The following is a 24497-nucleotide window of genomic DNA, read 5'->3' on the forward strand; positions in this document are numbered from 1 at the left end:
CGCATGGCTTCCTATCACGTCAGGCAGCGCGATCCGCTTCTGGACGAATCCACGCAGGAGATGCTGCAAAAGCGCGGGCGTGAACTTCTGGGCGTCGGCCTCGTCATCCTCGGCCTGATCTTCGTGATGATGCTGGGCAGCTACTCGCCGCAGGACAAGGGCTGGATGGTCGAAAGCGACCAGCCGATCCAGAACATGCTGGGCGGGTTCGGGGCGGCCATCGCTTCCACCCTCATCGTGGTCGTGGGCAAGGGCGCCTGGGCGATCCCGACCATCCTGTTCCTGTGGGGCGGGCGTTTCGTGCTGCATCAGGGGTCGGAACGCGCCGTGGGCCGTGTGGTCTTCGCCGTGGTCGCGGTGGCCGTCGCCTCGGCCTTCGCCGCCACGCACGCGCCCGGTCCGGACTGGCAGGAAACCTTCGGCCTTGGCGGGCTGTTCGGCGACACCGTTCTGGCCGCACTTCTGAACCTGCTGCCCCTGCCCACCGTGGCGGGGCTGAAACTGCTGTCGCTGGTGGGGGGCGTGGGGGTGCTGGCCTCCATCCTCTTCGTGAGCGGTTTCACCATGACCGAGATGCGGCGCATCTGGCACTTCCTGCTGCTGGGCCTGATCCTGACCTACACCACGATCCTTGGCCTGGCCGGGCGTTCGGCCACGGGGGCCGCGCAGATGGCCGCCAACGTGCAGGACCGGCGCCGCGAAAAGGCCGCCCGCATGCAGGACTGGGACGATGAGGTGGTCGAGGAGGAGGAGCATCCCCAAACCCGCACCGCCCTTCTGGGCAGCGCCGTGCGCGGTCTGGCCGCCCGCCTGTCCGCCCGTCCCGCGGCGGAGGAGATCGACCTTCCCGAACCTTCGGCCACGCGGATGGGGGATCTGACCCGCGCCGCCGCCCAGCGGCACGAGGCTGCATGGGGCCGTCCGGACGCCCTGTCCGCCGCGCCGCGCGGTCTGGCCGCCGAACCGCGCGAGGTGGCGCCGCCGCAGCCGCGAAGCCTTCTGGCCCGTGGCGCGCAGATGATGCGCCGCGTCGTGGACCTTGATCCGCAGCCCGAGCCGGAGCCCGTGGACGTTCCGACCGAAGATCGCATCAAGGCCCGCATCAACGACGCCATCCGCGTGCGCGCGCACCAGTCCCTTCCGCCCGTGTCGCCCGTCACGGCGGCGGTGCAACGCCGCGAACCGCCGCTGGCCGGGCGCCGCAAGTCGCCCCAGCCGCTGGTGGCCGAAACCCGCCGCACCCGTCAGGCCGTGGACCTGCCCCCCGAACCCCCGGTGCGTGGCGTCCGCGCGATCCCGCGCCTCGGGCCGGCCACGAACGAACCCGTGACCACCGCCGCCCAGCGCATCGAGGAGGAGCAGTGGGCCGAGGACGGCCCCGAGATGGACGACGAGTTCTGGGCCGACCAGCTCGACACGGCAACCTATGCCGCCGAGGAAGACGACTGGCCCGAGGAGCAGCTGGACGCCGCGACGTTCGACCATGATGACGCCCCCTCCCCTGCCCCGGTGGCGATGGCCGCCGCGCCCAAGGCGGCGCGTCCGCCGGTCCGCTTCGACGATCCCGTTCCCTACGAGCTTCCGCCCCTGTCGCTTCTGTCCAGCCCCGACACGATCCAGCGCAACCCGCTGTCCGTGGAAGTGCTGGAGGAAAATGCCCGCATGCTGGAATCCGTTCTGGACGATTACGGCGTGAAGGGAGAGATCGTTTCGGTCCGCCCCGGCCCCGTCGTCACCATGTACGAACTGGAACCGGCACCCGGCCTGAAGGCCAGCCGCGTGATCGGTCTGGCCGACGACATCGCACGATCCATGTCGGCCCTGTCGGCCCGCGTGTCCACCGTTCCGGGCCGCACGGTGATCGGGATCGAACTGCCCAACGCCAACCGCGAAAAGGTCGTCCTGCGCGAGATCCTGGCCAGCCGCGATTTCAGCGACGGCACCCACCGCCTGCCGCTTGCCTTGGGCAAGGACATCGGCGGCGGCCCGGTCGTGGCCAACCTTGCCAAGATGCCCCACCTGCTGATCGCGGGGACCACCGGTTCGGGCAAGTCGGTCGCGATCAACACGATGATCCTGTCGCTCCTCTACAAGCTGACGCCCGAGGAATGCCGCCTGATCATGATCGACCCGAAGATGCTGGAACTGTCCGTTTATGACGGCATCCCGCACCTGCTGTCGCCCGTGGTGACGGACCCCAAGAAGGCCGTCGTCGCCCTGAAATGGGTCGTGGGAGAGATGGAGGAGCGCTACCGCAAGATGTCCAAGATGGGCGTGCGGAACATCGAAGGCTACAACGGTCGCGTCCGCGAAGCGCTGGACAAGGGCGAGATGTTCAAGCGCACCATACAGACCGGCTTCGACGAGGATACGGGCGAGCCCGTGTTCGAGACGGAAGAGTTCATGCCCGTGGTGATCCCCTTCATCGTCGTCGTCGTGGACGAGATGGCCGACCTGATGATGGTCGCGGGCAAGGAGATCGAGGCCTGCATCCAGCGTCTGGCGCAGATGGCGCGGGCGTCGGGCATCCACCTGATCATGGCCACGCAGCGCCCTTCGGTCGACGTCATCACCGGCACGATCAAGGCGAACTTCCCGACCCGTATCTCGTTCTCGGTCACGTCCAAGATCGACAGCCGCACCATTCTGGGCGAACAGGGCGCGGAACAGCTGCTGGGCATGGGCGACATGCTCTACATGGCGGGCGGATCGAAGATCAACCGCATCCACGGCCCCTTCGTCTCGGACGAGGAGGTCGAGGAGATCGTCAACCACCTCAAGTCCTTCGGCCCGCCCACCTACATGTCGGGCGTCGTGGAAGGCCCCGAGGATGACCGCGCCGACGACATCGACGCGGTTCTGGGCCTTGGCGGCAACACGGATGGAGAAGACTCGCTCTACGATCAGGCCGTGGCGGTCGTCGCGAAGGACCGCAAATGCTCCACCTCCTACATCCAGCGCAAGCTGGGGGTCGGCTACAACAAGGCCGCGAAGCTGGTGGAGCAGATGGAGGAACAGGGCGTGGTCACCGCCGCCAACCACGTCGGCAAGCGCGAGATCCTGCTGCCCGAGCAGTGAGGCAAAACAGGACACACGAAACGGGGCCCTTCGGGGCCCTTTTTCATGTCGGCGGGATGGCGCAACGGTGATGCGCGGTTACTGGAACGCGGCGCGGCGGCGTCCTAGATTGCGTTTCATGAAACCGTTTCGCACCCTCATGGCTTCGGCCGTCGCTGTCACCCTTCTTGCCGTGCCCGCCATGGCCGAGAAGCTTCCGCTGTCCGAGATCTCGCGTTATCTGAACTCGCTCACCACGGCGCAGTCGGATTTCACGCAGGTCAATCCCGACGGCTCCGTCTCCACCGGGGAGTTGATGATCCATCGGCCCGGTCGCGTCCGCTTCGAATACGCAAAGCCCGACCGGTCCGTGGTGATGGCGGGCGGCGGCCAGGTGGCCGTGTTCGACGCGAAGTCGAACCAGCCGCCGGAACAGTATCCGCTGGCCCGCACGCCGCTGTCGATCATCCTGGCCGAAAACGTGAACCTGGGCCGCGCCCGCATGGTCGTGGGCCATCAGGAAATCGACAACACCACGCATGTGGTGGCGCAGGACCCCGACCATCCGGATTACGGCACGATCGACATGGTGTTCACCGCGAACCCGACCGAACTGCGCCAATGGATCATCACGGATGGCGCCGGGGCAAAGACGACCGTGATCCTGGGCGAGTTGCGGAAGGGCGTGCGCCTGCCCTCCTCGCTCTTCTCCATCACGCTGGAACAGCAAAGCCGCGGGCGTTAACCGCGGCAGATCGCCAGCTGGGCCTGATACCGCGTCGCGCGCGAGGCGACGCGGTTCGCCACGTTCATCAGCCACGGCTTGGCGGTGTAGCTGCCCCGCGCATAACCGGCGCGGCCTTCGTGATAGGCCAAATATTGATTCGCCGCGTCATGGGGCGAAATGCCGAGGTTGGTGGAGGACTTGTTCATGTACCAGCCCATGAAGTCGGTCGCATCCTCGATCCGGTCGCGGCGCGCGCGGTAGCGGCCGGTGTCCTTCTGATACTCCTCCCACGTGCCGTCCAGCGCCTGGCTGTAGCCATAGGCGGAGCTTTGACGCCCCATCGGGATGATGCCCAGCATGAACTGGTGCGGCGTGCGGGCATTGCCGATGAAGGACGATTCCTGGTGGATGGTCGCCATCTGCACCTGCACGGGGATGCCCCAGCGCCGTTCGGTGGCTTTCATCGCCCGCCAGTAGGCCGGCCGTTCGCTGACGATGCTGCACGCATCATCAAGATTGCGCGGCGCCGTAAAGTCGCTGCGTCCGCAGGACATCAGCAACAACAACAGAATCGACGCGCGAAGAAATCTGCTCATACTGCCCCTCGCCTTCTTGTTTTGCCCGAATGTAGGCGAAAACCGTTCACAGGGAAATGCGCGAGCGTGTGAAAGCCGTGCGAAAGGCGGGGTTTCGCCGCGAGGGCTGCGGCGGATTGTGGACTCGGGCCCCAAGGGGCGTTATGCCCCGCAGCCGAAAGGGAGTGGCCATGACCGTCAGATCCGAAGCCAAATACCATCTGGGTCAGGTGCTCCGCCATCGGAAGCACCCGTTTCGCGGTGTCGTCTTCGATGTGGACGCGATCTTTGCCAACACCCAGGAATGGTACGAGGCGATCCCCGAGGAAAGCCGCCCGGCAAAGGACCAGCCCTTCTATCACCTTCTGGCCGAAAACGATCAAAGCTACTACGTGGCCTACGTGTCCGAAGGAAACCTCGTGCCCGACGACACGGGCGAACCGGTGGACCATCCCGACCTTGCCGACCTGTTCGGCGATTTCGAGGATGGCTGCTACCCTCTTCAGGTGCAGATGAACTGATGGATTACGCGACGCTTTCTTCGACGCTGGACGCGCTGTGCCACGGGGAAACGGACACGGTCGCCCTGATGGCCACCGTCGCGTGCGAGTTGCACAACGCCCATCCCTTGTCGGACTGGACCGGCTTCTACCGCGTGGTGGCGCCGGACCTGCTGAAGATCGGGCCCTATCAAGGTGGCCATGGCTGTCTGGTCATCCCGTTCAGCCGCGGCGTCTGCGGGGCCGCCGCGCGCACCGGCCAGCCCCAGATCGTTCCGGACGTGGAGCTGTTTCCCGGCCACATCGCCTGCGCCTCCTCCACCCGTTCGGAACTGGTGCTGCCGGTGTGGAACGGCGAGGGCAAGCTTCTGGGCGTATTGGATCTGGACAGCGACACCGAAGCCGCCTTCGACCAGACCGACGCGGATCAGCTGACCGCGATCATGGCCCGCATCTTCAAGGACGCGGAGTGACCTTCGTCTACGCCCCGCCGGACGTTCCGCTGAACATCCTGCACGCCGACGACCGGATCGTGGTGGCCGACAAACCCGCCGGGCTTCTGTCGGTGCCGGGGCGCGGGGATGACCGCGCCGATTGCCTGATCGCGCGGCTGAGGGTGGAGTTTCCGGACATCCTGCTGATCCACCGGCTGGATCTGGACACGTCCGGCGTGATGATCTTCGCCTGCGACAAGCCCGCGCAGGGCGACATCTCCCAGCAGTTCGAAAAGCGGCTGACGAAGAAGGTCTACCAGGCGCGGCTTGACGGGCGGCTGGAACCGGAAACGGGCCGCGTGGACCTGCCGCTGATCGTGGACTGGCCGAACCGCCCCCGCCAGCATGTGAATCACGACACCGGCAAGCCGGCCCAGACCGACTGGCAGGTGCTGGGCTACGAAGGCGACACAACGCGCGTGCACCTGATGCCGATCACGGGCCGCAGCCACCAGTTGCGCGTGCACATGATGGAAACCGGCCACGCGATCCTGGGCGATCCGCTTTACGCAACCGGCGCCGCCGCAAACCACCCGCGCCTGATGCTGCACGCCGAAACGCTGCGCGTCCGGCATCCGGGCACGGGGCGAAGCATGACCTTCCTCGCCCCGGTTCCGTTCTAGGCCGTTTCAGGCCAGCATGTCGCGGACCATCGGAATGACCTTCTCGCCATACAGGCGGATGGAGTTCATCGAGAGATCGTGCGGCACCGGCCCGCCCGAATATTTCAGATCGAAACGCGACAGGCTCAGCGCGCGGGCCGTGGCCGCGATCTTCTTCGCCACCGTTTCCGGGCTGCCCACATACATGGAACCGTGATTGCATTCGCGGTCGAAATCCTCGCGCTTCAGCTCGCCCCAGCCGCGGCTGCGGCCGACCAGACGGTGCATGATGCGGTAGCCCGCGAAGAACTGGTCGCGCGCCGCCTCGTCCGTTTCGGCCACGTGGCCGGGGGAATGGACGCCCACGGGCAGAACCTTGGTATCCATCTGCTCCAAGGCTTGATGATAAAGATCCACGAAGGGCCGGAACCGTGCGGGCGCGCCGCCGATGATCGCCAGCATCATGGGCAACCCGTGGCTGGCCGCGCGGATCACCGATTCCGGGCTGCCGCCCACCCCGATCCACGTCTTCAGCGTGCCCGATTCCATCGGCGGGAAGACGCGCTGACGCTGAAGGCCGGGATGGATGGATCCTTTCCACGTCACCTCCCGCTCTCGCGACAGCTTGGTGAACAGGTCCAGCTTTTCGGTGAACAGGCGTTCGTAATCGGACAGGTCATAGCCGAACAGCGGGAAGCTTTCCGTGAAGGACCCGCGCCCCAGGATCACCTCGGCCCGCCCGTCCGAGATGGCGTCGACCGTGGCGAAGCGCTGGAACACCCGGATCGGATCGTCCGAGGACAGCACCGTCACGGCCGAGCCGAGCCGGATGCGCTGTGTCCGCGCGGCGATCCCGGCCAGCACCACCTCGGGGGCGGAAATCGCGTAATCCTCGCGGTGATGTTCGCCGATGCCGATGAAGTCGATGCCGACCTCGTCGGCCAGCACGCCCTGATCGACCACGTCGCGCACCACCTGCGCGTGGGTTTTCGGCGTCCCGTCGGCGGCGTTCGTCATATCCCCGAACGTGTCGAGGCCCAGTTCCAGTGTCATGGCCGTATCCTTCTGCGTTGCCCCGAACCTAACGGCGGCCCCCCGCCGTCACAATCTGCCCAAACGGCGTCAAGTCTGTGCAGGTCGGCAGGACGGGCGGCGCTGCTGGACGGGTCGCGCCCATGGGTGTAGACCTCGTGACGCAACCCGCGAAAGAAGGCCCGTCCATGTCCTACTCCCCCGCCCAGACCGAACCCAAGTGGCAAGCCGAATGGGACAAGGCCGAGGTCTTTCTTGCGAAGCGGGACGAGTCGAAGCCGAAGTATTACGTGCTGGAGATGTTCCCCTATCCGTCGGGGCGCATCCACATGGGCCATGTGCGCAACTACACGATGGGCGACGTGGTCGCGCGCTACAAGGCGAGCTGCGGATTCTCGGTCCTGCATCCGATGGGCTGGGACGCCTTCGGCATGCCCGCCGAAAACGCGGCCATGGAAAAAGGCGGCCACCCGAAGGACTGGACCTACGGCAACATCGCCGTGATGAAGGACCAGATGAAGCCCCTGGGTCTGTCCATCGACTGGACCCGCGAATTCGCCACCTGTGATCCGGAATATTACGGCCAGCAGCAGGCCATGTTCCTCGACATGCTGGACGCGGGGCTGGTGTATCGCAAGTCGGCGCAGGTGAACTGGGACCCGGTCGACATGACGGTTCTGGCGAACGAGCAGGTGATCGACGGCAAGGGCTGGCGGTCCGGCGCGGCGGTGGAGCGCAAGGAACTGACGCAGTGGTTCTTCCGCATTTCGGATTTTGCCGAGGATCTGCTGCAGGCGCTGGACGGGCTGAAGGACTGGCCCGAAAAGGTGCGCCTGATGCAGGCCAACTGGATCGGCCAGTCGCGCGGGCTTCAGTTCGCCTTCGACACGGTCGGCGCGCCCGAGGGATTCGAGACGCTGGAGGTCTATACCACCCGTCCCGACACGCTGCTGGGGGCGAGCTTCGCCGCGATCAGCGCGGACCACCCGCTGGCGAAGGCGCTGGAGGTCGACCCCCGTATCGCCGACTTCAACGCCGAATGCCGCAAGCTGGGCACCACCGCCGAGGCGCTGGAAACCGCCGAAAAGCGCGGCATGGACACCGGCATCCGCGTGAAGCACCCGCTGGACCCGTCGTGGGAGCTTCCGGTCTACATCGCGAACTTCATCCTGATGGATTACGGCACCGGCGCCATCTTCGGCTGCCCGGCCCATGACCAGCGCGACTTCGACTTCGCGCAGAAATATTCCTTGCCGATCGATCCCGTCTTCCAGCCGCTGGACGAAGGCATCCCGCCCGGCGCCTATGCCCCGATGAAGGGGGAAAAGGTCCGCTACATCCGTCCGCTGGCCGGAGAGGCGGAGCAGACGGGTGAGGCCGCCGTTGCCGCCGCCATTGCGCTTTGCGAGGAGAAGGGCATCGGCAAAGGCGTCACCAACTACCGCCTGCGCGACTGGGGCCTGTCCCGCCAGCGCTACTGGGGCTGCCCGATCCCGGTCGTGCATTGCCCCTCCTGCGGCGTGGTGCCGGAGCGGAAGGAGAATCTTCCCGTCCGCCTGCCCGACGACGTCACCTTCGACCAGCCCGGCAACCCGCTGGACCGTCACCCGACCTGGCGCGACACCCCCTGCCCGTCCTGCGGTGCGGCGGCCAAGCGTGAAACGGACACGATGGACACCTTCGTGGACTCCTCGTGGTATTTCGCGCGCTTCACCGCGCCGCGCGCCGACACGCCCACGACCGACGAGACCGAGTACTGGATGAACGTGGACCAGTATATCGGCGGGATCGAACACGCGATCCTGCACCTTCTGTATTCGCGCTTCTTCTGCCGGGCGATGCACCGCACCGGCCACCTGAAGGCCGAGGCACAGGAGCCGTTCAACGCCCTGTTCACGCAAGGCATGGTCACGCACGAAATCTACATGACGCGGGACGCGCAGAACCGACCCGTCTATCACCTGCCCGAGGATGTGGTGGACGGCCGCACCCGCGACGGCGGCGTGCCGGTGGAGGTCATCCCCTCGGCCAAGATGTCGAAGTCGAAGAAGAACGTCGTCGACCCGATGAACATCATCAGCGCGTTCGGCGCCGACACGGCCCGCTGGTTCGTGATGTCCGACAGCCCGCCTGAACGTGACGTGGAATGGACCGCCTCGGGCGCGGAGGCCGCGTCGAAGTTCCTGAACCGCCTGTGGCGCATCGCGGACGAGATCACGCGCGACGACGCCCCGGCCAATCCCGAGGATGACGCGCTGGCCCGCGCCGCCGCCCGCGCCATCGCCGACGTGACACAGGGGATCGAAGGCTTCGCCTTCAACAAGGCCGTGGCGAAGCTGTACGAATTCGCCAACACCCTGTCGAAGTCTAAGGCCGGGGCGGATGCCAAGCGCGACGCCATGAAGGTCATGGCGCAGCTTCTGTCGCCCCTGGTCCCCCACCTGGCCGAGGAGGTCTGGCACATGCTGGGCGGAACCGGTCTTGTGGCGCAGGCCCCGTGGCCCAAGGCCGACGAGGCGCTGCTGGTGGACGATACTGTGACCCTTCCCATCCAGATCAACGGCAAGCGCCGTGCGGAGGTGACCGTGCCCAAGGACATGCCGAAGGACCAGATCGAAGCGCTGGTCCTTGCCGATGAAACCGTGATCCGCTTTCTGGAAGGCAATGCCCCCAAGAAGCTGATCGTCGTGCCGGGGCGGATCATCAATGTCGTCGCCTGATCGCCGCACCCTCCTCGCCTCGGGCCTTGGGCTGCTGGGCCTTGCCGCCTGCGGCTTCACGCCCGCCTATGCCCCCGGCGCCCCGGCCACCGGCCTGCAGGGGGCTTTCCGGATGGCGGAACCCGACGACAAGGCCGGGTTCGACTTTGTCCAGCGGATGGAGGAACGGCTGGGCCGCGACATCGACCCCCGCTATGACCTGACCTATGTGATCACCACGGACACGGTCGGCATCGGCAGCAAGCGCGACAACACGACCACCCGCTACAACATCACCGGCAGCGTCGATTGGGGCGTGGTGGATCGCGACAGTGGTGCGCGCCTGACAGGCGGCAAGGTGACGAACTTCACCTCCTATTCGGCCACGGGGTCCACGCTGGCCAGCCTTTCGGCGCAGGAAGACGCGCAATACCGCCTGATGCGCATCCTGGCCGACCAGATCGTGACCCAGCTGACGGCCACCGCCGGCCGCTGGGCCAAATGATCCTGAAAGGGGCCGAGGCGGCGCGTTATTTCGCAAAGCCCGACCCGTCCAAGGCGGGCCTGCTGATCTTCGGCGCGGACACCATGCGCGTGGCCCTGCGCCGGCAAGAGGTGATCGCCGCCCTCATCGGCCCCGAGGGGGAGGCCGAGATGCGGCTGACCCGAATGGGGGCGGGCGACCTGCGCCGCGATCCGGCGATGCTTCTGGACGCGCTGAAGGCGCAAGGGTTCTTCCCCGGCCCCCGCGTGGCCTTTCTGGAGGAGGCGGGCGACGCCCATGCCCCCGCCATCGCCGCCGCCCTGAAGGACTGGCGCGCGGGCGACGCGCAGCTGGTCGTGACGGCGGGGAACCTGACGGCAAAATCGGCGCTACGGAAGGTCTTCGAACCCTCCCCCCAGTCCGTCTGCATCGGCCTTTACGACGATCCGCCCAGCCGGGAGGACATCGAGGACACCCTGCGCCGCGCCGGGCTGCGCGCCGTGGATCCTGCGGCGATGAACGACCTGACGGTGCTGGCCCGCGCGCTGGACCCCGGCGACTTCCGTCAGACGGTGGAAAAGATCGGCCTGTACAAGCATGGCGACACCACCCCCCTGACCCCGGCCGAAGTGGCCCAGATGGCCCCCGCCACGATCGAGGCGGATCTGGACGACATCCTGCACGCCGCCGCCGAACATCGCGCGGCCGAGATCAGCCCCCTTCTGCGCCGACTGGAAGGTCAGGGCGTGCAGCCCGTGGCGCTATGCATCGCTGCCCTGCGCCACTTCCGCACCCTTCACGTGGCGGCAAGCCATCCCGCCGGCGCGTCCGAGGGGATGGCCCGCATGAAACCCCCCGTCTTCGGCCCCCGGCGCGACCGGATGCTGCGTCAGGCATCGGGCTGGGGGATGCACCGGCTGGAACAGGCGCTGGCGCTTCTGGTGGACACGGACCTGACCCTGCGATCCGCTTCACGCGCCCCTCACATGGCGGTGATGGAACGGGCGCTGATCCGCCTGTCGATGATGAAGCGGTAGAAGCGCAAGGGCGTCTGCGCTATCGTGGCCGCAAAATCACGAACAAACACACGGGACATTGACATGAAGACACTTGCAGCTGTCAGCGCGATGGCGCTGGTTCTGGCCTCCCCCGCGCTTGCGCTGGATTTCATGGGCGGCAACGTCACGCTGGGCTATTCAGGCCTGAAGAACGACATGGACACCTCCCGCGCCAGCCTGACGGGCCAGGCCGAAGTCGGGATCACCCCTTCGGTCAGCCTGCAACTGGATGCGGGCGTGTCGAAGTTCCTGGGCGTGGACGAAACCGAACACAACCTGACCCTGCACGGCATCTGGCATGACGGCCCCGCCGATCTGGGCGTCTTCTATGGCGGAGAGCGGATCGCCGGCGACACCAAGAACTTCTACGGTTTCGAACTGGGCCAGCAGACGGAACAGTTCGACGTGGAGCTCTATGTCGGCCGCGGCGAGAATTTCGGCTGGGACGGGATCATGGGCGGCGTGTCGGGCCGGTATTCCGTGACGCCGCAATTCGGTCTGGGCCTTGCCTATGACCGCGCGGACATCGAGAATCTGGACCTGTCGCGCGTTGCGCTGCAAGCGGACTATGCCGTGCGTCCCGACATCACCCTCGGCGCCGAAATCGGCAGCTTCCGCGCGGATCTGAGCGATTCCTGGGGCCGCGAAACCTTTGTGGGCGTGAACGCGAAGATGAGCTTCGGCGCCAATGGCGGCACCTCGTTCAACCGTCGCGGCGTCCTGAACATCATCCCCGGCCTGTAAGCGCCGCGCGACCGGCCCAACGGCCGGTCGCCAGACATGCCGTCAGAAGATAGCCGCCCGTCGGCGCTTCCCAGTCCAGCATCTCGCCGCAGGCGAAGGTGCCGGGCATGGCGCGCAGCTCCAGCCCTTCAGTCAGCGCCTCGGCCCGGATGCCCCCGGCGGAGGAGATCGCCTCCTCCAGCGGCCTTGGTCCCGCATGCGGGACGGGCAGCGCCTTCAGCAGATGGGCCAGCGCCTCGCCTTCGGGCAGGGGCCGCGCCACCTCCTGCACCAGCGCGATGGCGGCGGACGACAGGCCCAGCTTGCGCAGGCGGTTGGCGATGCTGTCGCGGCGCGCCAGCCTTTCCACGATCCACGGGATATCCCGGTCGGGCAGCAGGTCCAGACGCAGGGGTGCGCCGTCGCGCAGCGCGCGGCTGACGGCGTAGATGCCACCCCCCTCGATCCCCTTGGCCGAGATCACGAACTCTGCCCGTTCGCGCTGGTCGCCCGCGATCAGGACGGCGCCCTTGACCGGCTGGCCGAAATGCCGCGCCATATGCGGCGACCAGTGCATCACGAAGCCCATATTGGCGGGCTGGAACGGCGCCAGCGGCACCTCCAGATGCGCGGCCCAGGCCCCGTCGCTGCCCAATCGCGACCAGCTGGCCCCGCCCATCGCCAGAACGCGCACCGGCGCCTCCATCCGCGCAAAACCCTCGGGCGTCTGGAAGCCATCGCCGGTCCAGCGCCAGCGGGTCCGCACCTCCACCCCCAGATTGCCAAGGCGCGCCAGCCAGGCCCGCAGCAGGGGGGACCCTTTCATGGCCACCGGAAAGACCCGGCCCGAGCTGCCGGTGAACACCTCCTGCCCCAGCCCGCGTGCCCAGGCCATCACCTGTTCCGGCCCGAAGGCTTCCAGCATCGGGTGCAGCCACGGGGGGAAGCGGGCCAGGATCGCGTCCAAGGGTTCGTCCTTGGTCAGGTTCAGGCCCGACTTGCCCGCCATCAGGAACTTCCGCGCGACCGAAGGTTTCTGGTCGGTCACGACCACCCGCATCCCGCCACGGGCCATCTCCTCGGCGGCCATCAGGCCCGCCGGTCCGGCCCCGATCACCACCGCGTCGGTCATGGCACCAGCCGTTCCAGCAGCGCGTCGTGCAGGCCGGGCGCCGCGGCCAGAATGCCCGCCGCCCAGGGCTGCGGGCGGTTGAACACCAGCGCGGCGCCGTGCCGGTCGGTCACGGTGGCCCCGGCCCGCCGCGCGATAAGGTCGCCGGCGGCAATGTCCCATTCGAAGCTGTCGCGCAAGGACAGCATGCCGTCATGCCGCCCTTCGGCCACAAGGCACATGCGGAACGCGATGGAGGAGCGGAAGCTGCGCTTCAACTCCGGCACGCCGCCGGGCCAGTGTTCCGGCAACAGGTTCGCGCGCGTGGCCAGAAGCGAGGCATCCTTGATCCCCGTGCGGCCGCTGGCCTGGATCGGCTGACCGTCGCGGATCGCACCGGTGGCGTCGGCGGCGTACATCCGGTCCAGCGCGGGCAGATAAACGGCGGCGGCGACGATCTCCCCCCGCTCGGCCACGGCAAGGGACACGGCGAACGTGTCCTCCCCGGCGATAAAGGAACGGGTGCCGTCGATCGGATCGACGATGAAGACGCGGTCGGCCGTCAGGCGCGTGGGATCGTCGGCACTTTCCTCGGACAGCCAGCCGTAATCAGGGCGCGCGCCGCGCAGGATCCGCTCCAGCGCGGCGTTGACGGCCAGATCCGCCTCGGTCACGGGACCAAGGTCGCCCGATTTTTCCCAGACCTGCGGATCGCGCTTCCAGAAGGTCAGCGCGATGTGCCCGCCTTCGCGGGCGGCGCGGATCAGAAGATCACGATCCGGCAAGGGTCAGACCCTCGACCAGAAGGCTGGGCACCCGGGTGGACAGGTGCATCCGCGCGTCGTTGGCCGGGGTGATCCGCATCAGCATCTCGCGCAGGTTGCCTGCGATGGTCAGTTCGTTGACCGGATAGGTGATCTGGCCATTCTCCACCCAGAAGCCCGACGCGCCGCGCGAATAATCCCCCGTGGTGCCGTTGATCGACGCCCCGATCATGGAGGTGATCAGAAGCCCGGTGCCCATCTGGGCGATCAGTTCGGCCCGTGTGGCCGTCCCCTGCGTCAGATCGATGTTGGAAGACGCGGGCGACGGTGGCGCCGTCGGCCCGCGCGAGGCCGACGCCGTGCTGTTCATGCCCAGCTTGCGAGCCGTCGCCAGATCCAGCGTCCAGCCGTTCAACACGCCATCCGTCACGATCTCTCTCCGGCGCGAGGCCAGACCTTCCGCATCGAACGGACGGGAGGCAGAGGTGCGCGGGCGCAGCTGATCCTCGATCACCGACAGGCCCTTCGGCAGCACCTGTTCGCCCAGGCGGTCGCGCAGCCAGCCCGCGCCCCGCGCGACGCTGGCCCCGTTCACCGCCTGCAGCAGATGCCCGATCAGCCCCGCCGCGACGCGTTCGTCGAACAGCACCGGATAGGCTCCGGTTTTTGGACGCCGCGCCCCAATCCGTTCCAGCGCGCGTTCGGCGGCCAGATCCCCCACGCCGCGGGGGCTGGGCAGATCGCTTTGGAAGATGCGGGATTCGCCGGCCCAGTCCCGCTCCATCCCGAGTCCCTCACCCGTGAAGGCCACAGCCGAGACGGAGCGCGAGGTGCGGGCATAGCCGCCCGAAAATCCGTTGGTTCCCGCCAAATGCACCGCCCGCCGGCTGTAGGAGGCGGAGGCTTCCACCTGCACGACGCCCGTCCGGGCCATGGCGGCGGCCTCCACCTCGCGAGCGTCTTCCTCCAGATCCGACGGCAAGGGTTCGGGCGTAGCATCCGCCAGTTGCAGCGCGGCCAGATCCCAGTCGCGTGACAGTTGCGACGGATCGGCCAGACCGGCATGGGGATCTTCCGGTGCCTCGTGCGCCATGGCGACGGCACGCTCGGCGGCCATGGCAAAGCTGGCATCCGACAGGTCCGACACGGACACGCAGGCCTGGCGCTGGCCGACCAGCACCCGCAGGCCGACCTCCACCGCTTCGGACCGTTCGGCCTGTTCCAGCTTGCCGCCCCGGATGTCGATGCCGGTCGCGCTCTGGTCAATGGCCACCGCGTCGGCGGCCCCCGCCCCGGCGCGTTTTGCCGCCTCCAGCAGACGGGTGGTGAGGGTTTCCAGCATGTCGGTCATCGGCGGCTCCTTTGCAGGCGGAGGTAATGCCTCCCCCCGCGATGGGCAAGCTATTGCAGCGGGATGCCGTTCACGCTGAGGCCATTGCCGAACTGGATGGCCGAGGTGATCGTGTCCTCCTGCCCCGGAACCGCGCGGCCAAAGGCCCCCAGGGACATGCGGGCCGCCATCTCCTGCTCGGCCGGAAGGATGCCGCCGGCCACCAGCCGGTCGAGCAGGCCATTGCCGCCGCGCAGGGTCAGATCGACTCGCCCGCGGCCCAGTCCGGCCGTGGGGCCCACGGCGTCGGGGGTGGGCGTCATCTGGCCCTGCCCCGTCAGTTCCGCCCCGGCGGCCAGCACGCGCAGGTTTTCCAGCGTCACCACGGGCGTTTCCCCTTCCGTCCCGTGCAGGGACAGCGACAGCTGCGCCGGATCGCGCGGAAGGGCGCCCTTCGGGTCGAACTGCTTCCACGTCTCGTCCGAAGCGGTGACGTCGCGCAGGTCCAGCATCATGCTGAACGGGCCCGTGCGCTCGGGCTGGGTCGGCAGCGTGACGCTTTGCCGGGCGCCGGCCATCTGCAGGTCCATCGGGAAGGGCATCTGCGTTCCGCTCAGCCGCAGGGTGGCGTTTTCCACGTCGCTGTCGCTGGTCATGTCCTCTCCGCGCAGGTCGATGTTCGTCGTGCCGGCGCCGGTTTCCCCTTCGGCCAGAAGGGTCTTGGGCCCCGCCATGTCCAGCCGGTAGGTGGAGGTGACATAGGCGAAGCCGATCTGCCCCAGGAACCCGATGGACTGGGGGGCGACGTTCGTCTTGCCCGCCAGGGTGATCGCCACGTCCTGCATCTTCGTGTCGAAGGACGCGCGCTGTTCGGGGTCGGAAAACTTGACCATCATGTCCACGTCCGAGGCGCGGGTGACGGAGTCCACCTCTTCGTTCCCTTCCCAGTAGCCTTCAAGGCCCTGCATCGTCACAGTCATGGTCATCGGGATCGCCGTGCCGTCGGACTTCTTCACGTCGTTCATGGCGACGACGACGCGGTCGGCGGTCAGGTCGTTGCGGATGTTCGACGGATCGCCCGAGGCGATGACGCGCAGGTTTTCCTGCGACTGCACCACCTGCGAGGTGACGGATTCAGGCGCCGGTTCGCCTTCCACCGCCGGGGGGGTCGACACGACGGTCATGGGAAAGCGTTCGGACATGGTGACCAGAACCGTGCCGTCGCCCTGATCGGCCAGCGTGATGCGGTCGATGGTGCCTGCCAGATGGTTGCCCTCCTTGTCCTGTACCACCTTCACGCCCGACACGATCAGGCTGTCGCCCTGACGTTCCGTCCGGTCCGCCGTCATCTGCTGATCCCAGCTTTTCGCAAGCGCCTGCCAGTTGTCCCACACCTCCTCTGGCGTGACGGCGGCCGTCGCGGCCGAAGCGATGCACAGCGCCACGAGGCTGGCCCCTGCCAGACGAATCGGTTTCATGCGTTGACCTTCCCTTGAAAAGCGGTTCGCCTGAGTGTTGGGCGGCGTGCCGCAAGGGTCAAGTCATCGGAAGGGAATAAACATGCAGGGCAAGGTCGTGGCGATCACCGGCGCGGGGCGCGGGATCGGGCTGGAAGCGGCGCGCCGGTTTGCGGCGGCGGGCGCGCGTGTCGTCATGCTGGGCCGGGACGAGGAGGCGATGCAGCGCCACGCGCCGGAAGGGACGACCGCCCTGCGCTGCGACGTGTCCCTGTGGCCCGAGGTGGAAGGCGCCGTGGCCCGCATCGCGGCCCTGCACGGGCGGCTGGACGTCCTGATCAACAACGCCGGCGTGATCGATCCCATCGGCGATCTGGCGCAGGCGGATCCGGTCGAATGGGGCCGAGCGGTCGACGTGAACCTGAAGGGCGTGTTCCACGGCTTGCGCGCGGCGATCCCGGTGATGCGGGCGCAGGGGGGCGGAACCATCGTCACCGTCAGCTCCGGCGCGGCCCATCGCCCCCTGGAGGGGTGGAGCGCCTATTGCGCGTCCAAGGCCGGAGCCGCGATGCTCACACGCTCCGCGCATCTGGAGGAAGCGGCCCATGGGTTGCGGATCATGGGGCTGTCGCCCGGCACGGTGGCCACCGACATGCAGCGGCGCATCAAGGCGAGCGGCGTGAACGCAGTCAGCCAGATCGACTTCGCCGATCACATCCCCGCCGACTGGCCGGCGCGCGCCCTGTTGTGGATGTGCGGGCCAGAGGGGGATGCCCATCTGGGCGAGGAAATCTCGTTGCGCGACGAAGGCATCCGCCGCGCCATCGACCTGATGTGAAAAAGGGGGCCTTTCGGCCCCCTTTCCTTATTTCTTCTTCGGCGGAGTGAAGCGCTTCGACGTGTCGCTGGCGCTGCGCGGGGCTTGTGCCTTGAAGCCAGTGGACCGGCCGGCGGGCTTGTCGCCATGACTCTTGAAGCCGGCGGCGCGCGGCTTGCCGTCCGGCTTGCCGCCATGGGACTTGAAGCCCGCCGAACGCGGTTTCGCGTCACCGTCCTTCTTGAACCCGGCCGCACGCGGACGGGGGGTGTCCTCGCGCTGGGCGCGGTCCTCGGGGGACCAGCGGGCCTTCTTTTCGCGCGGCGCGTCGGCGGCGGCGCGGGGTGCACCCTCATCCTCGACAAAGCGCGAGGGCTTCGGCGCGTAGGCGGGCTTTTCACGGGCCGGACGCTCGTCCCGAGCCGGACGCTCCTCGCGGGCGGGGCGTTCGAAACGGGGCGCACGCTCTTCACGCGGGGCACGATCCTCGCGCGGGGCACGGGGGGCGCGATCCTCGCGGAACGGACGCTCCGGACGGGCCTCGCGGCGCGGACGCTCAGGGCGGTCCAGCGACGGCTCGCCGTCCATCTTCACCATGTCGATGCCGTCTTCCACCGTCAGCCGGTCGCCGAAGCGCGAGGCGGAGGCCTTGGCGATCTGCACGAAGGTCCGGTCCTGCTGGATGCGGATCGCGCCGATCTCGTTCTTGGTGATGTTGCCGGCCTCGCACAGCTTGGGCAGCAGCCAGCGCGCTTCGGCGCGGCCCGTGTGGCCCACCGTCAGCGTGTACCAGACCGAATCGCCGAATTCGCCACGCGGACGGGCTTCGGCCTTGCCGGCGGCCGGCACCGACACGTCCGTCAGAACCTCGGGGGCCGAGCGGCCTTCGCGCCACAGGCGGATGAACGCGGCGGCCACGCCTTCGGCGCCGAAACGCTCGATCAGCGCGCCGGCCAGCGCGGCTTCGTCACCGGCATCCTTGGACAGCGCGGGATGGTTGACGATGCGTTCGTCATCCTTGGCCTGCACGTCGTCGGCCGACGGGGGGTTGCCCCATTCCGCCACCAGCTTGGCGCCCTGCAGCAGGCGTTGCGCCTTGCGCAACTCGGCCTGCGGCACGATCAGCGCCGACACGCCCTTGGAGCCCGCGCGGCCCGTCCGGCCCGAACGGTGCAGCAGCGTTTCGGAGTTGGAGGGCAGATCGGCGTGGATCACCAGCTCCAGGCCCGGAAGGTCGATCCCGCGTGCGGCCACGTCCGTCGCGATGCAGACGTTGGCACGCCCGTCCCGCAGGGATTGCAGGGCATGCGTCCGTTCTTGCTGCGACAACTCACCCGACAGCGCCACGACCTTGAAGCCGCGATTGCCCATGCGGGCCATCAGGTTGTTCACGTTCGCCCGCGTCTTGCAGAAGACGATGGCCGTCTGCGCCTCGTGGAAGCGCAGGGTGTTGAAGATCGCGTTTTCCTTGTCACGCGACACGACCGAATAGGCGCGGTATTCGATGTCGACGTGCTGCTTGGCCTCGCCACCCGCCTGGATGCGCAGGGCGTCGTTCTGGAAATCTTCGGCCAACGCCGCGATCTCTTTCGGCACGGTGGCCGAGAACATGAGCGTGCGGCGGTCTTCCGGCGCGGCCTGCAGGATGAATTCCAGATCGTCGCGGAAGCCCAGATCCAGCATCTCGTCGGCTTCGTCCAGAACGGCGGCGCGCAGGCCCGACAGGTCCAGCGACCCGCGTTCGATATGGTCGCGCAGACGGCCGGGGGTGCCGACGACGATGTGGGCGCCCCGGTCCAGCGTGCGCTTTTCAGTGCGGTAATCCATGCCGCCCACGCAGGTGGCGATCACGGCACCGGCTTCGGCGTACAGCCATTCCAGTTCGCGGGCGACCTGCAGGGCCAGTTCACGGGTAGGGGCGATGGCCAGGGCCAGCGGCACGTCGGCGAACAGCAGCCGGTCGGCGCCGTTCAGGATTTCCGGCGCGATGGCCAGACCGAAGGCCACGGTCTTGCCCGAACCCGTCTGCGCCGACACCAGCGCGTCGCGACCGGCCATCTCGGGGGCCAGAACGGCTTCCTGAACCTTGGTCAGGTTCGCATAGCCTTTTGCTTCCAGAGCCGCGGCCAACGGCCCGGCGATCTGTGTCATTTCCGTCATGATTCTTTTCCAAAGGGGGCGGCCTGAACCGCCGGTTCACCGGCCTGCCATCCCCTTGGCGGTGGCCCAATTCCACCGCGTCGGACCTTTGGCCGAAGGCGGGTCTCTAACCGCTCCGTTCAGGATTGTATAGGGGCGATATGTGTATGCCGTTGCACACAATCTTGAACCCGCCCCCCTGACGCGCTACGGTCCCCCAAAGGCCAGCACCCCAGGAGGCATCATGGCGCAGCGACTTCACCTCGTCTTTGGCGGCGAACTCGTCTCCCCTTCGAAGAACGTCTTCCGGGACGTGAAGGACATCGACATCGTCGGCATGTTCCCCGACTACGATTCGGCCTTCCTTGCGTGGAAGGGCGCGGCGCAGCGCACGGTGGACGACGCGCATGTCCGCTATTATATCGCGCACATTCACCGGCTGCGCGACGAAGCGCAACCAGCCTCGCCCACCGAAGAACTGGGCGCCTGACACGATCCGGAGCCTATGGCGCACTCGCTCGGCCTCACGCTGTACACGCTCGCGTCGCGACGCGAGGCCGCGCCCCAGACCCGCCCGCCGCGCCCCGGCGGGCCGTTGGTGTGGCTACACGCCCCGGATCCCGACAACGCACGAACCATCGCCGAACTGGCGCGCCGGGTGGAAGAGGAGCTGGGGCATTTCGTTCTTCTGACCGGCGCCCCGCCCGTCGGCCCCACCACCGCCCTGCACACCCCGCTGGGCGAGGATACCCCCGCCGAGGCGGCCAGCTTTCTGGAGCATTTCCGCCCCGACCTTGCCGTGTTCGCGGGGGCGGAGGTGCGGCCTGCCTTGGTCGCGGCGCTGCAGGAACGCGGCACACCCATGATGATGGTGGAAGCCGGGCTTCCCCATCTGCCGGACGGCCGCCGTCGCTGGCCGGGATTGCTGCGCGGCACGCTTCACGCCTTTACCCATATCCTGACGCTGGACGAACCGGCGGCCCGCGCCTTCCGGCGGCTGGGCGCGGCGCAGGTGAAGGTCGCCGGCCGAATGGAAGAGCCGCATCTGGTCCTGCCCTGCACCGAGGCGGAACGGGCAGAGATCACGCGCGCCATTGCCGGCCGCCCCGTCTGGCTGGCGGCCGCCCTGCCCGAGGCGGAGGAGGACGCGATCATCGCGGCGCATCATTCGGCCCTGCACCTGTCGCACCGGCTTTTGCTGATCGTGGTGCCGGAAAATCCCGACCGCGCCTCGGGTTTGGCCCATAAGATGGAAGATGCGGGCCTTGCCTGCGCCGCCCGCTGCGACGAGGACGAGATCCTGCCGGAAACCGAGGTCTACATGGCCGACAATCCCGACGAGTTCGGGCTCTGGTACCGGCTGGCCCCCATCTGCTATCTGGGCGGCAGCCTGACCGGTGGTGCGATCCGCGATCCGCTGGAAGGGGCGGGCCTCGGCTCCGCCCTCATCCACGGGCCGAAGACGGGGATCTACGGGGCGACGTTCCAGCGCCTGATGTCTCGCAAGGCGACACGCCCCATCGCCCACCCGAAAGCGCTGTCGGAGGCCTTGGCGGACCTTCTGTCGCCCGAACGCGTGGCCAAGCTGGCCGGTGAGGCGTGGGACGTCGCCTCGGACGGGAGCGAGGTGACGGACCGGGTGCTGGCGCTGATCGAACGCATGATGGACGAACGCTGATGCGCACCCCCGGTTTCTGGTTCACCCCGCCGGACCGCCCCGCCCCGCCCGCCCGGCTGCTGGCGCCGCTGGGATGGCTGTACGGGCGGGCCACGGCGCGACGGGTGGCGCAACCGGGCTGGCGCGCCCCCGTGCCGGTGATCTGCGTCGGCAACCTGAACGCGGGCGGCACCGGCAAGACCCCCACCGCCATCGCGATCCTTCAGATGCTGGCGGCACGCGGCGTGGCCGCGCATGTCGTGTCGCGCGGCCATGGGGGGCGGCTGGAAGGCCCCGTGCGCGTGGCAGGGCAGTCCGCCGATCTGGTGGGGGATGAACCGCTGCTGCTGGCCGCCTTTGCACCCACCTGGGTCGCCAAGGACCGCGCGGCCGGTGTGCGGGCGGCGGCGGAAGCAGGGGCAGAGGTGGTCCTCCTGGATGACGGGTTCCAGAACCCTTCGGTCCAGAAGGACCTGTCCATCGTGGTGGTGGACGCCGCACGGGGCTTCGGGAACGGCCGCTGCCTTCCCGCGGGCCCCTTGCGCGAACCCGTGGCGGCCGGTCTGGCCCGGGCCGACCTGCTGCTGTCCATCGGCGACGCGCCCTTCGCTCCGCCCCCTGCCCCCCCGCACCTGACCGCGCGGTTGGAGCCTTTGCCCACCGGCATGGACTGGCAAGACGCCCGCGTCTTCGCCTTTGCCGGCATCGGCCATCCCGAAAAGTTCTTCGCCACGCTGCGCGCCCTAGGGGCTGACATCGCCGGCACCCGTGCCCTGGCCGATCACCAGCCGCTGACACCGGCCGTCCTGTCGCGCCTTCAGGCCGAGGCGGTGGCCCTGAACGCGCAACTGGTCACAACGGAAAAGGACGCGGTGCGCCTGCCCGCGTCCTTCCGGCCGAATGTCCTGACCCTGCCCGTGCGGCTGGTCTTCGACGATGCCGCGCCACTGGACGCGGCGCTGGACCGGCTTATCCGTTCAGCTCGCCGTCGATGATCTTCTTCAGATCGTCATAGCTCATGTTCGAATGCTTCGTGCCGTTGACGAAGATCGTGGGCGTGCCTTCCACCCCATCCTTCTTCACGTTCGCCTCGTAGGTGTCGACAAGGGCCTGCGCCATGGCGCCGTCCTGCATGCACTGGTCCAGCGCCGCGTCGTCCATGCCCGCCTGACGGCCGATCTTCTTCAGGTTCTGCACCACGACTGCCGGATCACTGGACGCCGCCCAGTCGCGCTGGGTGTCGTACAGGATGTCGGCGATGCCGAAATAGCGCATCTCTCCGCCGCAGCGGGCCATCATGGCAGCCCACAGGCCGTACCGGTCGAAATACACCTCGCGGAAGGTGAACTGCACCTTGCCGGTGTCGATGTAGTCGGCCTTCAGCTTGTCCATGACATTGGCGTGGAAGTCCGCGCAATGCGGGCAGGTGTACGAGCCGTATTCGATGACCTGCACCGGCGCGTCCTTCTGGCCCATCGTCATGTCCGCGATCACCGGGGCCGGTGCCTCGGTCGTGGCGGGTGCCGGGGTGGCGGTTTGCGCCGTCGCCGCCGTGCCGAATGCGCCGAAAGCGGCGATCAGCGCCAGCGTTGCAAAGCCGTTCTTCATCGTCATCTGCCTTTCTTCGTCGACGCTGATCGCGTCAGGTAATTGCGTGTGAGGTTTTCCAGCGCCGCGCGCAAGCCGTCGTCGGCCACACCCGTTGTGCGTTGGCGCGCCTCCGCCTCGATCACGGGATCGGGGGGCGCGGGCGCCTTGGGCGGGGTCATGAAATCAGCCTCCCCGCCCGCAAAGCCGGTGGGCGCGGTCTGCGTCAGGTGCACGCGCGAGATGGCGGCATAGCCGTAGCAGGCGTTCACCTTCTCGATCAGGCGGGGCTTATGCATCTCCACCATCGGGGCGTGGGCGGACCGGACCAGAAGGGTCAGCGTCGCCCCGAACCCGTCGCGGGGATAGGACATCTTCACCGGCCGCGTCATGCGGGCCAGATCGTCGCCCACGATCTCGGCCCAGCCGGTCAGCAGGCGGGTGACGGCAAAGCCGCGCGATTCCCCGGCGCTGCGGATGCGGTCGCGCAGCAGGCTCGACGCCGGCTCGAACCCGCGAAAGCGGCGCTTGGTGGGGGGGGTGGGCGGCGGCATCTGGTTCCTTGCGCTGATCGTGCATATCTTGCGGCAGGCGCGCGCCCTGCGCCAGAAGAATGCCCCGAAGGACGCCATAAATATTGCGTGACGACACCCTCAGCCAGACCCTGCTGGACTGGTACGACCGCCACGGCCGCGAACTGCCCTGGCGCGCCCCGCCCGGCGCGTTGCTGGCCGGCCAGACCCTTGACCCCTATCGCATCTGGCTGTCCGAGGTGATGTGCCAGCAGACGACCGTGGCCGCCGTGAAGGGATATTTCCAGCGGTTCACCGAACGCTGGCCGACCGTTGCCGATCTGGCCGCCGCCCCGGACGCGGAGGTGATGGCCGAATGGGCGGGCCTTGGCTATTATGCCCGGGCCCGCAACCTTCTGAAATGCGCGCGCGAGGTGGTGACCCGCCACGGCGGCCGCTTCCCCGGCAGCAAGGCCGAACTGCTGGCCTTGCCCGGCATCGGACCTTACACCGCCGCGGCCATCGCCTCCATCGCGTTCGACGAACAGGCGACAGTGGTCGATGGCAACGTGGAACGGGTGATCACCCGCCTGCGCAAGCTGGAAACCCCGCTGCCCGCCGCCCGTCCCGAGATCGCGCGGCTGGCCGAGGCGATTACGCCTGCGCACCGCCCCGGCGATTACGCGCAGGCGATCATGGATCTGGGTGCGACCATCTGCACCCCGCGCAATCCGGCCTGCGGCATCTGCCCGTGGATGGAGCCGTGCGCCGCGCGAGCCGAAGGCATCCAGACCACCCTGCCCCGCAAGCTGCCGAAAACCGCGAAGCCCGTGCGCGAAGGCACCGTCTGGCTGGCCCGCCGCGCCGACGGGCTGTGGCTGGTGGAGGATCGGCCCGACAAGGGCCTTCTGGGCGGCATGTGGGGCTGGCCCGGATCGCCGTGGGACGGCGGTGGCGGAACCGAACCCCTGCGCGCCGACTGGCAACCGGCCGGAGAGGTGCGCCACACCTTCAGCCATTTCCACCTGATCCTGACCGTCCTGACGGCGACGGTCCCACAGGGCGCCAACCCGGAACGGGGCAGCTTCCGCCTCCTGAAGGGACGCGAATTGCCCACCGTCATGCGAAAGGCATTCGATCTGGCCGCGCCGGGAACCGTCTGAAACGATCTG

Annotated in this window: 23 protein-coding genes; 14 read left to right on the plus strand and 9 right to left on the minus strand. The window is 67.9% G+C overall.

Features of this window, described 5'->3' with window-relative positions:
- Positions 1–3 precede the first annotated feature (3 nt).
- On the plus strand, positions 4–3078 hold the full coding sequence (locus ACSHZY_RS02015) for a DNA translocase FtsK 4TM domain-containing protein (RefSeq protein WP_435164657.1): 3075 nt from the start codon (positions 4–6) through the stop codon (positions 3076–3078).
- 139 nt (positions 3079–3217) lie between these two features.
- Complete coding sequence (locus ACSHZY_RS02020) at positions 3218–3802, plus strand: LolA family protein (RefSeq protein ID WP_435164660.1); 585 nt, start codon at positions 3218–3220, stop codon at positions 3800–3802.
- On the opposite strand, the gene ACSHZY_RS02025 is transcribed toward ACSHZY_RS02020, so the two are convergent.
- Entirely contained in the window at positions 3799–4380 is a 582-nt protein-coding gene (locus ACSHZY_RS02025) for a lytic transglycosylase (RefSeq protein ID WP_435164663.1), read from the minus strand. The genes ACSHZY_RS02020 and ACSHZY_RS02025 overlap by 4 nt on opposite strands.
- A 170-nt stretch (positions 4381–4550) precedes the next feature.
- Between ACSHZY_RS02025 and hspQ the strand changes: the two genes are divergently transcribed.
- From hspQ to ACSHZY_RS02040, 3 genes are read left to right on the plus strand one after another with little or no spacing between them, the layout of a single operon-like run.
- A complete protein-coding gene (gene hspQ, locus ACSHZY_RS02030; protein WP_435164666.1) occupies positions 4551–4880 on the plus strand; it encodes a heat shock protein HspQ in 330 nt (109 codons plus the stop codon).
- Positions 4880–5332 carry a GAF domain-containing protein gene (locus ACSHZY_RS02035; protein ID WP_435164669.1) on the plus strand — a complete coding sequence of 151 codons (453 nt, stop codon included), beginning with the start codon at positions 4880–4882 and terminating at the stop codon, positions 5330–5332. Before hspQ ends, ACSHZY_RS02035 begins: the two co-directional genes overlap by 1 nt.
- The gene (locus ACSHZY_RS02040; protein WP_435164671.1) at positions 5329–5976 is read left to right on the plus strand and encodes a pseudouridine synthase; all 648 of its coding nucleotides are present in this window, start codon (positions 5329–5331) and stop codon (positions 5974–5976) included. The genes ACSHZY_RS02035 and ACSHZY_RS02040 overlap by 4 nt, the downstream gene beginning before the upstream one ends.
- 6 nt (positions 5977–5982) lie before the next feature.
- Here the strand turns inward: ACSHZY_RS02040 and ACSHZY_RS02045 are convergent, their stop codons facing one another.
- Positions 5983–7008, minus strand: coding sequence for an LLM class flavin-dependent oxidoreductase (locus tag ACSHZY_RS02045; protein WP_435164674.1), 1026 nt, complete (start codon positions 7006–7008; stop codon positions 5983–5985).
- A gap of 167 nt (positions 7009–7175) precedes the next feature.
- On the opposite strand from ACSHZY_RS02045, the gene leuS reads away from it, so the two are divergent.
- The 4 genes from leuS (at position 7176) to ACSHZY_RS02065 (ending at position 11972) form a co-directional block, all read left to right on the plus strand.
- Positions 7176–9707 (plus strand): leucine--tRNA ligase, encoded by a 2532-nt coding sequence (gene leuS / locus ACSHZY_RS02050; protein WP_435164676.1) that lies wholly within the window; start codon positions 7176–7178, stop codon positions 9705–9707.
- A complete protein-coding gene (gene lptE, locus ACSHZY_RS02055; protein ID WP_435164678.1) occupies positions 9694–10191 on the plus strand; it encodes an LPS assembly lipoprotein LptE in 498 nt (165 codons plus the stop codon). Before leuS ends, lptE begins: the two co-directional genes overlap by 14 nt.
- Positions 10188–11207 (plus strand): DNA polymerase III subunit delta, encoded by a 1020-nt coding sequence (gene holA, locus ACSHZY_RS02060; RefSeq protein ID WP_435164681.1) that lies wholly within the window; start codon positions 10188–10190, stop codon positions 11205–11207. Before lptE ends, holA begins: the two co-directional genes overlap by 4 nt.
- 63 nt (positions 11208–11270) lie before the next feature.
- On the plus strand, positions 11271–11972 hold the full coding sequence (locus tag ACSHZY_RS02065; protein WP_435164684.1) for a hypothetical protein: 702 nt from the start codon (positions 11271–11273) through the stop codon (positions 11970–11972).
- Here ACSHZY_RS02065 and ACSHZY_RS02070 read toward each other — a convergent pair.
- Genes ACSHZY_RS02070 through ACSHZY_RS02085 form a run of 4 tightly spaced genes read right to left on the minus strand, consistent with a single transcriptional unit; the run spans position 11956 to position 16634 of the window.
- The gene (locus ACSHZY_RS02070) at positions 11956–13083 is read right to left on the minus strand and encodes a TIGR03862 family flavoprotein (protein ID WP_435164687.1); all 1128 of its coding nucleotides are present in this window, start codon (positions 13081–13083) and stop codon (positions 11956–11958) included. The two genes, ACSHZY_RS02065 and ACSHZY_RS02070, sit on opposite strands and share 17 nt — an antisense overlap.
- A complete protein-coding gene (locus ACSHZY_RS02075) occupies positions 13080–13847 on the minus strand; it encodes a 3'(2'),5'-bisphosphate nucleotidase CysQ (RefSeq protein WP_435164690.1) in 768 nt (255 codons plus the stop codon). Before ACSHZY_RS02075 ends, ACSHZY_RS02070 begins: the two co-directional genes overlap by 4 nt.
- A complete protein-coding gene (locus ACSHZY_RS02080; protein ID WP_435164692.1) occupies positions 13834–15177 on the minus strand; it encodes a TldD/PmbA family protein in 1344 nt (447 codons plus the stop codon). The genes ACSHZY_RS02075 and ACSHZY_RS02080 overlap by 14 nt, the downstream gene beginning before the upstream one ends.
- A gap of 50 nt (positions 15178–15227) precedes the next feature.
- On the minus strand, positions 15228–16634 hold the full coding sequence (locus ACSHZY_RS02085) for a hypothetical protein (RefSeq protein ID WP_435164695.1): 1407 nt from the start codon (positions 16632–16634) through the stop codon (positions 15228–15230).
- 82 nt (positions 16635–16716) lie between these two features.
- On the opposite strand from ACSHZY_RS02085, the gene ACSHZY_RS02090 reads away from it, so the two are divergent.
- On the plus strand, positions 16717–17451 hold the full coding sequence (locus ACSHZY_RS02090; RefSeq protein WP_435164697.1) for an SDR family oxidoreductase: 735 nt from the start codon (positions 16717–16719) through the stop codon (positions 17449–17451).
- Positions 17452–17478: 27 nt separating this feature from the next.
- Here the strand turns inward: ACSHZY_RS02090 and ACSHZY_RS02095 are convergent, their stop codons facing one another.
- Entirely contained in the window at positions 17479–19590 is a 2112-nt protein-coding gene (locus ACSHZY_RS02095) for a DEAD/DEAH box helicase (protein ID WP_435164700.1), read from the minus strand.
- 223 nt (positions 19591–19813) lie between these two features.
- On the opposite strand from ACSHZY_RS02095, the gene ACSHZY_RS02100 reads away from it, so the two are divergent.
- The 3 genes from ACSHZY_RS02100 to lpxK are packed head-to-tail and all read left to right on the plus strand — an operon-like array spanning position 19814 to position 22221.
- Complete coding sequence (locus ACSHZY_RS02100) at positions 19814–20059, plus strand: DUF4170 domain-containing protein (RefSeq protein ID WP_435164703.1); 246 nt, start codon at positions 19814–19816, stop codon at positions 20057–20059.
- Between the two features lie 15 nt (positions 20060–20074).
- The gene (locus tag ACSHZY_RS02105; RefSeq protein WP_435164706.1) at positions 20075–21247 is read left to right on the plus strand and encodes a 3-deoxy-D-manno-octulosonic acid transferase; all 1173 of its coding nucleotides are present in this window, start codon (positions 20075–20077) and stop codon (positions 21245–21247) included.
- Positions 21247–22221, plus strand: coding sequence for a tetraacyldisaccharide 4'-kinase (gene lpxK, locus ACSHZY_RS02110; protein WP_435164709.1), 975 nt, complete (start codon positions 21247–21249; stop codon positions 22219–22221). The genes ACSHZY_RS02105 and lpxK overlap by 1 nt, the downstream gene beginning before the upstream one ends.
- On the opposite strand, the gene ACSHZY_RS02115 is transcribed toward lpxK, so the two are convergent.
- Positions 22196–22840, minus strand: coding sequence for a DsbA family protein (locus ACSHZY_RS02115; RefSeq protein ID WP_435164711.1), 645 nt, complete (start codon positions 22838–22840; stop codon positions 22196–22198). The two genes, lpxK and ACSHZY_RS02115, sit on opposite strands and share 26 nt — an antisense overlap.
- Complete coding sequence (locus ACSHZY_RS02120; protein ID WP_435164714.1) at positions 22837–23367, minus strand: DUF721 domain-containing protein; 531 nt, start codon at positions 23365–23367, stop codon at positions 22837–22839. Before ACSHZY_RS02120 ends, ACSHZY_RS02115 begins: the two co-directional genes overlap by 4 nt.
- 83 nt (positions 23368–23450) lie before the next feature.
- Here ACSHZY_RS02120 and mutY point away from each other — a divergent pair, with 83 nt between their 5' ends.
- The gene (gene mutY / locus ACSHZY_RS02125) at positions 23451–24488 is read left to right on the plus strand and encodes an A/G-specific adenine glycosylase (protein ID WP_435164716.1); all 1038 of its coding nucleotides are present in this window, start codon (positions 23451–23453) and stop codon (positions 24486–24488) included.
- Positions 24489–24497 lie beyond the last annotated feature (9 nt).

This window comes from Falsirhodobacter sp. 1013 (assembly GCF_051195255.1).
Taxonomy (GTDB): Bacteria; Pseudomonadota; Alphaproteobacteria; order Rhodobacterales; family Rhodobacteraceae; genus Falsirhodobacter.